Origin of the sequence: Paraburkholderia sp. A3BS-1L (assembly GCF_051125215.1) — a bacterium.
GTDB lineage: Bacteria > Pseudomonadota > Gammaproteobacteria > Burkholderiales > Burkholderiaceae > Paraburkholderia.
Genome location: NZ_CP120443.1, coordinates 1,143,003 through 1,155,758, shown reverse-complemented (window position 1 = coordinate 1,155,758; position 12,756 = coordinate 1,143,003). Strand labels below are relative to the sequence as shown.

The following is a 12,756-nucleotide window of genomic DNA, read 5'->3' as shown; positions in this document are numbered from 1 at the left end:
AACAAAATCATTATCAACTCGCCGCCTCGTCTCGATCACGAGCCAAGCCGTCGATCAACTCAGCCCGCCCCGCAAGCATGGGCGCCGCAGCGCGCCCAGGGAAATCCCCATCGAGACACAATTTGCTTTACAACTTCACGGCAAATAGAATGCTGTCTTACATGTAGATGCCGATCACCCGGCACACCAGGAGACGAGCAGTGCAACGCAAGACTATCAAGGGGCTGCGGTGGTGGATCATCGGCCTCATCATGATCGGCACCGTTTTCAACTATCTCGCGCGCAGTTCGCTTTCCGTCGCGGCGCCCACGCTCACCGAAACGCTGCACATGTCCACGCAACAGTATGCGTACGTGGTCACGGCCTTCCAGGCCTGCTATGCACTCTCTCAGCCCATCGCCGGCTTCGTGCTCGACTCCGTGGGCGTCAAAATCGGCTTTGCGATCTTCGCGTTCGGTTGGGCCATCGCCAACATGCTCCACGGCCTTGCCGCCAGCTGGCCCGCGCTCGCCTTCTTCCGCGGCCTGCTCGGCGCAAGCGAAGCGGCCATCTTCCCGGCCGGCATGAAGGCCATCAGCCAGTGGTTTCCGGCCAGGGAGCGTTCGGTCGCAACGGGCTGGCTCAACACCGGCACGTCGATCGGCGCGATGATCGCTCCGCCTCTCGTGGTCTGGTGCATTCTTAAGTACAACTGGCAATTCGCTTTCGTGGTGACCGGCGGCGCCGCGCTGATCTGGGTCGCGCTGTGGCTCGTGTTGTTCCGCTCGCCGGCCGAACACCCGCGGCTCTCGCAGGACGAGGCCGAGTACATTCGTGCAGGCCAGGACGCCGCGCAACAGCGCATCTCCGGCAAGCGCCCGTCGTGGAAGGAAGTGCTCAAGCAGCGCCGCTTCTGGGGCATCGGCATCCCGCGCATGCTCGCGGAGCCGGCATGGCAGACCTTCGGCGCATGGATTCCGCTGTATATGTTCACCGTGCGCCACATGAACCTGAAGGAAATCGCGCTGTTCGCGTGGATGCCGTTCCTCGCCGCCGACCTCGGCTGCCTCGTCGGCGGCTATCTTGCGCCGCTCTTCATCCGCTGGTTCGGCTGCTCGCTCATCACCTCGCGCAAGCTCGTCATCACCACCGGCGCGGTGCTGATGATCGGCCCGGCCTGCGTCGGGCTCGTCGCGAGCCCGTATGCCGCCATCGCGCTCTTCTGCGTCGGCACCTTCGCGCACCAGACCATTTCGGGCGCCCTGTTCACGCTCGCCTCGGATGTCTTCGGCCAGCACGAAGTGGCCACCGCCACGGGCCTCTCGGGCATGCTCGGCTACCTCGGCGCAACGGTGTTCTCGCTTGTCGTCGGCGCAATGGCGAGCACGATCGGCTATAACCCGTTGTTCGTCTGCCTCATGCTGTTCGATGTGATCGGCGCAGTGGTGGCCTGGCGACTGATTTCGAACCAGCACAACGACAACGAACGCGACCAGGCAGTTGGCGCCGCGCTGCAGCCGGCGCACCAGGCGAAAGCCTGAGCGCTTCATCGGCCGGCGCCCGGGGCACGCTCGGGCGCCGGCTTTCGGCGTTCTTATGTGAGGTAACTCCACCGTGAAGAAAGTTGCATTGTCCGGCGCGGCCGGTCAGCTCGGCACCGTCTTGCGCAAGGGCCTGCTCGAACGCGGCGTGAACCTGCGTTCCGCGGCTGGCTCGAAGCCGCTGGAGCCGCTCGTTCCCGGCGAAGATGTCATGCACGGCGATCTGCGCGATCCCGCAGTGGTCGACCGCCTGCTCGAAGGCGTCGACGTGCTGATCCACATGGCCGGCACGAGCGTCGAGCGCCCCCTGCCCGAGATCATCGAGAACAACCTGCGCGGCCTTGTCGAAGTCTACGAAGGGGCGCGCCGCCATGGCACCAGGCGCATCCTGTTCGCGAGCTCGAATCACGCGATCGGCATGTATCCGGTGGAAGACAAGCTCACGCTCGACTGCGCATTTCGCCCCGACGGTTTTTATGGGCTCAGCAAGGCGTGGGGCGAATCGCTCGCGCGGCTCTACTGGGACAAGCACGGCATCGAGACTGTGAACGTGCGCATCGGCAGTTGCCTGCCGAAGCCCACCGAGTTCCGCCATTTGAGCACTTGGTTCGGCCACGACGACCTGTTCCATCTCGTCGATCGCGTGATCAATGCGGAGTCGATCGGCTTTGCGCTCGTGTGGGGCGTGTCGAACAATACGCGCAGCTATTGGGTACAACACGGGATGCAAAGCGGCGAGCGTGACGATGCCGAGCGCCTGGGCTACCAGCCGAAGCAAAACGCCGAAGACTACGCCGACGAAATTCTCGCCAGGGAGAATCCGCTCGATGCCGTTGCACAGCGCTATCAGGGCGGAAGTTTCGCGAGCTTCGATTTCACGCCGGTGGAAAAGCGCGGCAAGCAGGCGTGACGCCTCAAATCACGCCTGATTTGATGATCATCTGCACCGCCGCCGCCAGCACGCACACGAGCACGATGACCCGGAAAGCCAGCGGATGCAACTTGTCGCGCAACGGCCGGATCAGGAACATGCCCGCGATGGACGGCAGGCTTGCCGCGGCCGAGATCGCGAGGTCGGCGCCGCTGGCGTGCGCGCCGCCGCTGAAGGTGGTGACCAGCGTGAGCACCGAAACCACGAGAATGATCGCGATCTGCTTGGTGAACGCACGGCCCGTCGCGCCCGTGGCGATCAGATACATCGCGAGCAGCGGCCCGGGCACCGACGCAATGCTCTCCATGAGCGCCGCGCCGAACCCCAGCGCGAAGCCCACCGGCTTGACGATCGAAGGCGCGAGCTTGAGCCGCGGCGAAGCCAGCATCAACGCAGCGGCCACGATCAGCGTGATGCCCGAAGCGGCCAGCGCGTGGTGCGGCTCGAGCCGGATCAGCACGGCCACGCCCACGATATTGCCGATCACGGTGCCGAGCAGCGGCGCGGCAATGTGCTTGACGGTCTTCCACAGCTCCCCGCCTTCGAGCGCCTGCGGAATATTGCCGAGAATGATCGGCATCGAGAGCAGCAGCACGGCCTGCTTCACGGGCAGGTAATGCGTGAGGATTGGCATGGCGACGAGCGGCACGCCAATGCCGGTCACTCCCTTCACCATGCCGCCGAGCACCAGCGCAATGGCAATGCCGCAGAGTTCGAGCACATCGAGCGCCTGCATGTGCGGGAGCAGGACGCCCCCGGAGAGATGGAAGTCGAACATTGAAGAGGTCGGGTGCGTGGCGAGGCACGCGAGGCGTCCCCGCGCATTCGGCCAGATTTATCTTGAAAAGCGGACTGCATGATAGCGCAGCCGCGCGAAGCGCACCTGGCGCACTAAATTGCACGCTCCCGAAAAAATCGCGGACTGACCGCACGGGCTACGACGCGTCGCATGCCCGCTGTCGATCGCGCTGTCGATCCCGCTGGGAATCCCTTAGTGAATTTCGGGCTCGCCACCACCACTATCGCCACCACCGCCGCCGCTCGTACCGGCCACGCCGTCACGTTGCAGGAAATCGAATTCGCACCCCTTGTCCGCCTGCATCACGTGCATCTGGTACATCGCGCCATAGCCGCGCGTGAAGCGCGGCGCGGGCGCGACCCATGCGGCCTTGCGGCGCGCCATTTCCGCGTCGGAGATGAGCACGTTGAGGCGGCGTTCGGGCACGTTCAGCTCGATCAGGTCGCCGTCCTGCACAAGCGCGAGCGGTCCGCCGATAAACGATTCCGGCGCCACGTGCAGCACGCAGGCGCCGTAGCTCGTGCCGCTCATGCGCGCGTCGGAAATGCGCAGCATGTCGCGCACGCCCCTTCTGAGGATCTTCTGCGGAATCGGCAGCTGGCCCCATTCGGGCATCCCCGGCGCGCCCACTGGCCCCGCGTGCTGCAGCACGATCACGCTGTTCTCGTCGCAATCGAGCGCTTCGCTGTCGATGCGCGCAGCCATGTCGTTGTAGTCCTTGAACACGATGGCCTTGCCTGTATGCACGTGCAGGCGCTTTTCGGCCGCGCCCGGCTTGATCACCGCGCCGTCGGGCGCGAGATTGCCGCGCAGAACGGCGAGGCCCGTATCCGGCATCAGCGGCTTCGCGCGGCGATAGATCACCGCTTCGTTATGGATTTGCGCATCGGCGATGTTCTCGCCGAGCGTCTTGCCGTTCACGGTCATCTGCGTGCCGTCGATCAGGTCGCCGAGCTCCTTGAGCATCGCGCAAAGGCCGCCCGCATAATAGAAGTCCTCCATGAGGTACTGGCCGGTCGGGCGGATGTTCGCGAGCACCGGTGTGCGGCGCGCGATCTCGTCGTACTGCGCGAGCGTGAGCTCGACGCCCGCGCGGCGCGCGAGCGCGATCATGTGGACGATGGCGTTGGTCGAGCCCGAGAGCGCGAGGCAGGTGGTCACGGCGTTGTCGACCGCCTGGCGCGTGACGATGTCCGAGGGCTTCAGGTCTTCCCACACCATCTCGACGATGCGCATGCCCGTTTTCGCCGCCAGCTGCGCGTGGCGCGAATCGGGCGCGGGCGTCGACGCAAAGCCCGGCAGCGTGAAGCCGAGCGCCTCGGCGGCGCTCGTCATGGTGGAGGCCGTGCCCATCGTCATGCAGTGGCCCGGCGAGCGCGCAATGCCGCCTTCAACGCCCTTCCAGTCGTCCTCGGTGATGTTGCCCGCGCGCAGATCGGCCCAGTACTTCCACGTGTCCGAACCCGAGCCGAGCGTCATGCCGTTCCAATTGCCGTTGAGCATCGGGCCGGCGGGCAGGAAGATGGTCGGCAGGTTCATCGAGATCGCGCCCATCAGCAACGCGGGCGTGGTCTTGTCGCAGCCGCCCATCAGCACCACGCCATCGGCCGGATACGAGCGCAGCGTCTCTTCGGCCTCCATCGCGAGGAAGTTGCGATAGAGCATCGTGGTGGGCTTCTGGAACGGCTCGGAGAGCGTCTGCACCGGCAGCTCGATGGGAAAACCGCCTGCTTGCCAGATGCCGCGCTTGACCTCTTCCACGCGCTGCTTGAAGTGCGTGTGGCAGGGGTTCATCTCGCTCCACGTATTGAGGATCGCGATGACCGGCTTGCCCGCGTACTCCTCGCGGCTGTAGCCCATCTGCGCCGTGCGCGAGCGATGGCCGAACGAACGCAGGTCGTTCGCGCCATACCAGCGGTGACTGCGCAGTGTTTCGGGGGTCTTTCGCTTGTTGCTCATCTTGCCTTGGCCCCAGGTGTTTCCGCGGATGTTCCAGTCAAACCGTCGGCGCTCCGCTAGCGCCACGCCTTCACGCTCGCTGCGCATCAAAGGATGCCGATCCGCGCCTGAAGTTGTCAAGCAACAGGAGGAAGCGTTGTGAGCCTTTATTGGACGTTTGCCGGAATGCCTGTCATACAGGCGCTAGCAGCATCGCTCCAGTGGTGATCTGCGTGTTCGTTCCGCTCATGCATGCGCCGCCTGCGCCGAACCCGCCAGCGACCGCTCGAACGCCAGCAAAGCCCGCGCGGCCGCGCCGATGGCGGGCAGCGCCTCGGCCGGCGAATGCGAGAGCAGCGGCAGGATCGCGCCCATGTCGGCGATGCCCGAAAGCGTGACGGCGTCGTGCAGCACGCGAATCAGCGAGATGTCGTCGCGCAGCGTTTCGAGCGGCATGAAAGCTTCGTAGAGCCGTTGTGCTTCGTCGGCGCGGCCTTCCTTGGCGGCCTCGAGCAGCGCCGTCACGGCGCGCGCGGCGATGCAGCCCGAGCCCGTGGTCCACGAGGCGAGGCCGAAATCGCGCACATGCACGAGCGCCGGACGCTCGCCCATGCCCGAGACGACGCGCGACGCGCTCACGCTCTGCAGCAGGCGGCGCAAATAAGGATCGTTCGATGGGTCCTCGCGCACGATGGCGTATTTCACCGCAATGAGCGCGCCGCGATCGATGAGGCGCGCCAGCGTGTCCGCGTCGACATAGCTCTCGCTCTTGATATAGAGCGTGAGCGGAATGCCGGCTGTGTCGGCGATGCGCATGAGGCCCGCCTCGACGCCCGCGGGCGTGGTGAAGCCGGCAAGCGGCAACACCATGGCGGTCTGGTGCCGCGTCTGCGCGAGGATGCGCGCCTGGTCGAGCATCTTGCCGTAGTCGGGGCCGATGGCCGGGATCACGCGAGTGCCGGGCGAGGTCGCCTCCGCCAGCATGTCGAGCAGGTCGCGAAACTCGCTCGCGGCGACGTGATAAAGATTCGCGTTGCCGCCGTACAGCAGCGTGCGCAGCCCCCCCGCTTCCATGTGGCGAACGAGCTTACAGTTTTGTTCGACATCGAGCGAGAAATCGGCGCGGCGTGCCAGAGGCGGCACTGCCATCACGGTCGAGGCGAATTCACGCTCGACGATCGGGGACACGTTCATGAGGCCTCGCGCTGGGATGGGTGATCGACATCCGCGCCTCGCTTGGTTGTCAAACAACTTGATCTATTTGTTAGGGTTGGCCTGGAGGGGCGCCTGGCGTCGTGGTCAGGGCTGGGTCGGCTGACTGGCGCGCGAGCGCGCCAGCACGTCGAGATTGCCTTCGCCGAAGCCATGATGGCCGCTGCGCTGCACCACTTCGAAGAAAATTTCGCCGGGGCGGCGCTTCACGAAGGTCTGGAAAAACAGCCGCGGCACGCCGTCCGCGCCAATCTCGCCGTCGATCAGGACATGGCGCTGGCGCAGCGCATCGAGATCGACGCCGTGGCCCGGCAGGCGCGCGTCGACCGAGTCGTAATACGCGGCAGGCGGCTCGACGAACTCCACCCCATTGGCCTTCAACGCGTCGACGCACGGCACGATGTCGTCGGTCGCGAGCGCGATGTGCTGGACGCCCTCGCCCGGATGATCGGGCAGGTAGTCGTGCATGAGCTCGGTGCGGCGCGTGCCCTCTTCGTACACAGGAATACGGATTTCGCCGTCCGGCGACACCATCACGCGCGAGCCCTGCGCCACATGCCAATTCGCGTCGATCTCGTGAATCTCGCGGAAATGCAGCAGATCGCGATAGAAGTCGAGCCATTCGCCGATGCGCCCCGCGCCCACCGTCTGCGTGAGGTGATCGACGCGCTGGAGGCCGGTGCCGCCGTGGTCGAGATCGGCCTGTGCGGTCGCGACATCGATGGGCCGAAAGTCGATGTCGAAGATCGAAATATCGCCCACGCCGCCACGCTGGCCGCCCCGGCCGCGCCAGCGGTCCACGAAATAAATATGCGAATCGCCAATGCCCTGGATAGCCGGAATCTTGAGCTCGCCACTGCCGAGGCGCTCGCCTTCGAATGCCCATGCGCCCAGCCGCAAGGCGTGCTCGAAGGCGCGCCGCGCGTTCTCCACGCGCACGCCGATCGCGCAAATGCCCATGCCGTATTCCTCGGCGTAACGCGAAGCAAACGAATCGGGCTCGGCGTTGACGAGGAAATTCATCTGGCCCTGGCGATACAGCGTGACGTTCTTGCTCACGTGGCGCGCGATGGCCTTGAACCCCAGTTGCGCGAGCTGCGCCCCAAGCACCGCGGGCTCAGGCGCTGCGAATTCGACGAACTCCAGACCGGCCATGCCAAGCGGATTGGCCTGATCCTGCGAGGCAGAACGGGGGTTGGACGACATGCGGAAGACTCCTGAAACGGACGAGAAAGGGCAACGCAGATTTTAACCAGATCGTACACTTCACCCAAGCCGAGGGATGCCCGCCCCCCTCGCCGGCCTTGGTGCTAACCCGAAAAACGTCCGATAATCGCACGCGCCTGGGCGATTATCGCGCATCGTGCGCGCCTGGCGCATTGCCCTGGCGCCTGCGCGGTCCTATGCTCCGTCTCACCGTCGCGGCTCCCCAGGCAAGCGGCTTTGCATGAGACCAGCGTAAGGAGACACCCTCATGACCCCCACCCTCGACACCACGGACGCCGCCGACCCGGCCAACCTCCACCGCTCGCGCAGCCAGGCGAAGAAGGCTGCGCTCGGCAGCTTCGTCGGCGCGGTCGTCGACTGGTACGACTTTCTGCTTTACGGCATCGTTGCCGCGCTGGTCTTCAACGCGGAATTCTTCCCGAACATCGGCCGCAACATGGGCACGCTCGCGGCCTTCGCCACCTTCGGCGTGGGCTTCCTGTTCCGGCCGCTCGGCGGCGTGGTGTTCGGCCACTACGGCGACCGGCTCGGGCGCAAGCGCATGCTCGTGCTCACCGTCATGATGATGGGCCTCTCCACGGTCGCCATCGGCTTTTTGCCCACCTTCGCCTCGATCGGCTGGTGGGCGCCTGTGCTGCTCGTGCTGTTTCGCGCGATCCAGGGCTTCGCCGTGGGCGGCGAATGGGGCGGCGCGGCGCTCATGGCCGTGGAAAGCGCGCCCGCTGGCAAAAAAGCGTTCTACAGCAGCGGCGTGCAGGTGGGCTACGGCGTGGGCCTCGTGCTCGCGACCGGCATCGTCACGCTACTGAGCCACGCGCTCGGCGACGCCGCGTTCCGTTCGTGGGGCTGGCGCCTGCCCTTCATCTTCAGCGTGGTGCTGGTCCTCGTGGGCCTGTGGGTGCGCTCGAGCATGGACGAGTCGCACGAGTTCGTCGAGAAGGTCGAGCACGGACATCGCAAGCTCAAGATGCCGGTGCTCGAAGCGCTCACGCGTCATCCGAAAGCGTTTCTTTATATCGTCGCGCTGCGCCTCGCCGAACTCTTCACGATGTATATCGTGACCGCTTTCGCGCTCAGCTATTCGACCGCCAACCTCGGCCTTTCGCGCGATCTGTTTCTCGGTATCGGCCTGTTCGTCGGCGCGCTCTCGTGCGTGACCATTCCCTGCTTCGCGTGGCTCGCCGACCGTCTCGGCCTGCGCCGCATCTATCTGATCGGCGCGGTGGTCGGCCTTGCGAGCGCCGTGCCGTTCTTTCTCGCGCTCGAAGCGCGCTCGACGGTGTGGATCGTGATCTTCTCGGTGGCGCTCGCCAATCTCGCTCACGACATGGTGGTGAGCGTGCAGCAGCCGCTCTTCACCGAATTGTTCGGCGCCGAATACCGCTATAGCGGCGCGGGCGTGGGCTATCAATTCGCCAGCGTGGTGGGCGGAGGCTTCACGCCATTCATCGCTGTGGCGCTGGTGAGCTTCGGCGGCGGCACGTGGCATCTGGTGGCCGCCTACCTCGCCATCGGCTGCCTGATCTCGCTGATCGTGGCCGCGAGCATGAAGCCCGCGAAAGCGTAAGCCGCGACGCGCCCATTCCAGCGCTCGCAATCAACACAGAACAAGGCCGGGCACATGCCCGGCCTTTGCGCGATCCGCTCATGAAAACCACGTCCCTTGCCAAACGCGACTGGATCGCCGGACTCGAAAAAGGCCTCGCCATTCTCGAAGCCTTCGACAATCAGCACGCGCGCATGACCGCGACGCAAGCCGCCGAACGCACCGGGCTCTCGCGCACCGCCGCGCGGCGCTATTTGCTGACGCTCGAATCGCTGGGCTATGTCCATACCGACGGGCGGCTCTTCGGGCTGACGCCGCGCGTGCTGCGCGTGGGCTGGTCGTATTTCGATTCGGCGCGCTTGCCCCGCACCGTGCAGCCGTACTTGCAGCAGCTGAGCGCGACGCTCAACGAATCGGCCTACGTGAGCGTGCTCGACGACTGGGATCTCGTGGTGATTGCACGCAACGGCGTCTCGCGCGTGATGACCACGGGCTTCGTGCTCGGCGCGCGCGTGCCCGCGCCGCTGATCTCGCCCGGCGTGGTGCTGCTTGCTCACCTCGAGGATCAGCAGGCGGTATCGGCCTGGCTCGATACGGTCGAACTCGTGCCGTTCACGCCGCATACGATCACGAGCGCCGCGCGCTTGCGCGAGAAAATCGTGCGCGCACGCGCCGACGGCTATGCGCTCATCGAGCAGCAATTGCAGGTGGGCGTGCGCGGCGTGGCCGTGCCGTTGCGCAACCGCAGCGGCGACGTGGTGGCCGCACTCAGCACCAACATGTCGATAGGCAATGAAAACGCTGAAGCCGCGCTCAAACGCGTGCTCCCGCATCTGCAGGAAACGGCGCTGGCGATGTTGAACGTCTTATGAGCGGTGCAGGCGGGCAACGCCTCACCCGCCGGCCCCCGCCTCCTGCACGACCCAGTCGTGAAACAGCTGCATCGCCGGCGACATCGCGCGCGAGCGCAGCCAGGTGAGCCAATAGCTGCCGGTCGGCACCTCGACATCGAACGGCCGCGCCAGCAGTCCCGCCTGCAACTCGCGCGCGAACATGCGCGCGGGCGCGAGCGCCACGCCCGCGCCCTGCATGGCCGCCTCGGCCATCAGCCGCGACGAATCGAAGATCGGCCCGCTCACCGTCCACGGCTCGAGCCCGGCGGCCACGAACCAGCGCAGCCATTCGTCGGTGCGATAGGAGCGCAACAGCGTCTCTTTCGCGAGATCGGCGGGCGCGGCAAGCCGCCGGGCGATCTCGGGCGCGCACAGCACGGCAAGCGGCGCGTCGAGCAAGCGCGTGTTCTCGGTGGCGGGCCACATGCCGTCGCCGAAGCGGATCGCGAAATCGAGCCCTTCGCCCGCGAGATCGACGAGATTGTTGTTGGTGAGCAGGCGCAGTTCCACGAACGGATGCGCCTCGCGAAACAACTTGAGCCGCGGCATCAGCCAGCCAATCGCGAAGGTGCCCACCACACCCACCGTCAAGACCTCGTGGAGGCGCCCACCCTCGAACTGCTTGAGCACAGCCTCGATGCGGCCAAACGCGTCGCTGAGCACGGGCAGGAGCGCGCGCGCCTCGTCGGTCATGCCGAGCCCGCGCGGCAGCCGCCTGAAGAGCGGCACGCCGAGCCACTCTTCGAGCGTGCGCACCTGCTGGCTGACCGCGGCCTGCGTGACCTTCAATTCGAGGCCCGCACGCGTGAAGCTCAAGTGGCGCGCCGACGCCTCGAAGGCTCTGAGCGCATGCAGCGGTAAATTGGGGCGCATGAGCGACCTATTAGATTGGCTTTTGTCAGAGCCAAATTATCGTCGCTTGTCGCGAGCCCGGCAACGCACCACAATCCCCGGCGCATGTCGTGCTTTTTCGCGGACATGCCTCTGGTTTCGTGCTGTTTCGCCTGCTCGCGCGCTTCACGAAGCCCTTCCGAAAACCTGGTCATGGCCCATCGTATGAAAACCAAGCTAAAACTCTTTCTGATGACGCTCGCGTGCGCGGCAGCCACCGCCAGCGCCGCCCAATCCGATGTGAAAGCCGCCGTGGATGGCGCCATCGCCCCGCTGCGGGCGCAATACGGCATTCCGGGCGTGGCGGTGGGCATTACCGTGGGCGGCAAGCATGCGTTCTACAACTACGGCGTCGCATCGAAGGCCAAGGGCGCGCCGGCGCTCGACAGCGAGACGCTGTTCGAACTCGGCTCGCTCACCAAGACGTTCACCGCCACGCTGGCCTGCCATGCGCAAACGAGCGGCAAGCTCTCGTTCGACGCGCCCGCGAGCCAGTACGTCAGCGCATTGCGCGGCAGCCCGTTCGACCGCGTGAGCGTGCTCAACCTCGGCACGCATACCTCCGGCCTGCCACTGTTCGTGCCGGACAACATCACGAACGACGCGCAAATGACGGCCTGGCTGCGCGACTGGCAACCGCCGGGTCCGATCGGCTCGCAGCGCGTGTATTCGAATCTCGGCATCGGCCTGCTGGGGCGGGCGGCCGCTCAAGGCCTGGGCAGGCCGTTTCGCGACGCCGTGCAGAACGATCTCTTGCCCGCCTTCGGCATGACGCACACGTGGCTCGACGTGCCCGCCTCCAGCATGCCGCGCTATGCGCAGGGCTACGACAAGCACGACGCGCCTGTGCGGCTGCATCCCGGCGTATTCGCCGACGAAGCCTATGGCCTGCGCTCGACCACGGGCGACCTCGTGCGCTATCTCGACGCCAACATGGGTCTCGCGCCGCTCGACGCGCCGTGGCAACGCGCGATCGCCTGTACGCACACGGGCTATTACACGGCGAGCGTGTTCACGCAGGACCTCGTGTGGGAGCAGTATCCGTGGCCGGTCCCCCTGCCGACGCTCCAGCGCGGCAACAGCCCCGATGCGCTCTACAAGGGCTTGCCTGCGCAAGCGCTCACGCCGCCGATGCCGCCGCAATCCCAGGCGCTCCTGAATAAAACCGGGTCGACCAACGGCTTTTCGACCTACGTGGCGTTCATACCGGCGCAGCAAATCGGTGTCGTGATCCTCGCCAACAAGTCGTATCCGAACGAGGCGCGCGTGAAGGCGGCCTACGCGATCCTCGGAGCGATTGCGAATGCGAAGCGCTGAACATCGATCGGCTAACGCATCGGCTAAGATACGGACCCCACGCAATCCATCGAACTCAAACGGAGTGTTTCCAGTGATCCAACCCGGCACCACATTCAAGGACAATCTCGCGCAACTGCCCGCCATCGAGGGCATCGAGCGCATCGATCTCGTGAACGGCCAGGGCGCGGTGGTGGCCAGCATCGAGAACAAGCCGGGCAAGCAAGGCTCGCTCGCGGTCTACCACTATCTGCAGCAGGCCTTCGGCACGCTCGACGCCAAGGCGGCCGAGCATGGCCTCGCCGTGTTCGCCGAGCACACGGCCGACGCGCGCAACCGTCCCGGTGCGCACCCGAACGTCGACCGCCTGCTCGAAATCGTGGCGGGCGGCGAGCCGCTGCGCATCGACGTGTTCGCCGCCTGATCCCGAGGGCCTGATGCGAGTGGCGCGTCAGCAGTGGATAAACCCAAATTCCCGGAAAAATACATTAAAAATAACTGGG

General features: G+C 65.6%; 11 protein-coding genes. 6 read left to right on the top strand and 5 right to left on the bottom strand.

Features of this window, described 5'->3' with window-relative positions; genetic code table 11:
• Window positions 1-251 precede the first annotated feature (251 nt).
• On the top strand, window positions 252-1,520 hold the full coding sequence (locus P5W99_RS20420; RefSeq protein ID WP_421027099.1) for an MFS transporter: 1,269 nt from the start codon (window positions 252-254) through the stop codon (window positions 1,518-1,520).
• A 73-nt stretch (window positions 1,521-1,593) separates the two neighbouring features.
• A complete protein-coding gene (locus P5W99_RS20415) occupies window positions 1,594-2,430 on the top strand; it encodes an NAD-dependent epimerase/dehydratase family protein (protein ID WP_421026925.1) in 837 nt (278 codons plus the stop codon).
• Between the two features lie 4 nt (window positions 2,431-2,434).
• On the opposite strand, the gene P5W99_RS20410 is transcribed toward P5W99_RS20415, so the two are convergent.
• From P5W99_RS20410 to P5W99_RS20395, 4 genes are all read right to left on the bottom strand, one after another.
• A complete protein-coding gene (locus tag P5W99_RS20410) occupies window positions 2,435-3,229 on the bottom strand; it encodes a TSUP family transporter (RefSeq protein WP_421026924.1) in 795 nt (264 codons plus the stop codon).
• A gap of 213 nt (window positions 3,230-3,442) precedes the next feature.
• The gene (gene araD / locus P5W99_RS20405; RefSeq protein ID WP_421026923.1) at window positions 3,443-5,209 is read right to left on the bottom strand and encodes an L-arabinonate dehydratase; all 1,767 of its coding nucleotides are present in this window, start codon (window positions 5,207-5,209) and stop codon (window positions 3,443-3,445) included.
• A gap of 225 nt (window positions 5,210-5,434) precedes the next feature.
• Window positions 5,435-6,382, bottom strand: a complete 948-nt coding sequence (locus P5W99_RS20400) for a dihydrodipicolinate synthase family protein (RefSeq protein WP_434662682.1) — start codon at window positions 6,380-6,382, stop codon at window positions 5,435-5,437.
• A 105-nt stretch (window positions 6,383-6,487) separates the two neighbouring features.
• A complete protein-coding gene (locus tag P5W99_RS20395; protein ID WP_421026922.1) occupies window positions 6,488-7,606 on the bottom strand; it encodes a 4-hydroxyphenylpyruvate dioxygenase family protein in 1,119 nt (372 codons plus the stop codon).
• Between the two features lie 268 nt (window positions 7,607-7,874).
• On the opposite strand from P5W99_RS20395, the gene shiA reads away from it, so the two are divergent.
• Together shiA and P5W99_RS20385 are read left to right on the top strand one after the other, a co-directional pair.
• Complete coding sequence (gene shiA, locus P5W99_RS20390) at window positions 7,875-9,194, top strand: shikimate transporter (RefSeq protein WP_421026921.1); 1,320 nt, start codon at window positions 7,875-7,877, stop codon at window positions 9,192-9,194.
• Window positions 9,195-9,274: 80 nt separating this feature from the next.
• Window positions 9,275-10,045: an IclR family transcriptional regulator domain-containing protein gene (locus P5W99_RS20385; protein ID WP_421026920.1), complete on the top strand. Its 771-nt coding sequence runs from the start codon at window positions 9,275-9,277 to the stop codon at window positions 10,043-10,045.
• 21 nt (window positions 10,046-10,066) lie between these two features.
• Here P5W99_RS20385 and P5W99_RS20380 read toward each other — a convergent pair whose 3' ends face one another.
• Entirely contained in the window at window positions 10,067-10,939 is an 873-nt protein-coding gene (locus P5W99_RS20380) for a LysR substrate-binding domain-containing protein (protein ID WP_421026919.1), read from the bottom strand.
• A 171-nt stretch (window positions 10,940-11,110) separates the two neighbouring features.
• Between P5W99_RS20380 and ampC the strand changes: the two genes are divergently transcribed.
• Together ampC and P5W99_RS20370 are read left to right on the top strand one after the other, a co-directional pair.
• Window positions 11,111-12,274 carry a class C beta-lactamase gene (ampC, locus tag P5W99_RS20375; protein ID WP_421026918.1) on the top strand — a complete coding sequence of 388 codons (1,164 nt, stop codon included), beginning with the start codon at window positions 11,111-11,113 and terminating at the stop codon, window positions 12,272-12,274.
• A 73-nt stretch (window positions 12,275-12,347) separates the two neighbouring features.
• Window positions 12,348-12,677, top strand: a complete 330-nt coding sequence (locus P5W99_RS20370) for a DUF2322 family protein (RefSeq protein WP_421026917.1) — start codon at window positions 12,348-12,350, stop codon at window positions 12,675-12,677.
• The last annotated feature ends 79 nt before the right edge of the window (window positions 12,678-12,756 follow it).

Coding starts and splice junctions, on each gene's coding strand:
- P5W99_RS20420 (WP_421027099.1), top strand. CDS start 252: ATGATCGGCACCGTTTTCAACTATCTCGCGCGCAGTTCGCTTTCCGTC.
- P5W99_RS20410 (WP_421026924.1), bottom strand. CDS start 3,229: ATGTTCGACTTCCATCTCTCCGGGGGCGTCCTGCTCCCGCACATGCAG.
- araD (WP_421026923.1), bottom strand. CDS start 5,209: ATGAGCAACAAGCGAAAGACCCCCGAAACACTGCGCAGTCACCGCTGG.
- P5W99_RS20400 (WP_434662682.1), bottom strand. CDS start 6,382: ATGAACGTGTCCCCGATCGTCGAGCGTGAATTCGCCTCGACCGTGATG.
- P5W99_RS20395 (WP_421026922.1), bottom strand. CDS start 7,606: ATGTCGTCCAACCCCCGTTCTGCCTCGCAGGATCAGGCCAATCCGCTT.
- shiA (WP_421026921.1), top strand. CDS start 7,875: ATGACCCCCACCCTCGACACCACGGACGCCGCCGACCCGGCCAACCTC.
- P5W99_RS20385 (WP_421026920.1), top strand. CDS start 9,275: ATGAAAACCACGTCCCTTGCCAAACGCGACTGGATCGCCGGACTCGAA.
- P5W99_RS20380 (WP_421026919.1), bottom strand. CDS start 10,939: ATGCGCCCCAATTTACCGCTGCATGCGCTCAGAGCCTTCGAGGCGTCG.
- ampC (WP_421026918.1), top strand. CDS start 11,111: ATGGCCCATCGTATGAAAACCAAGCTAAAACTCTTTCTGATGACGCTC.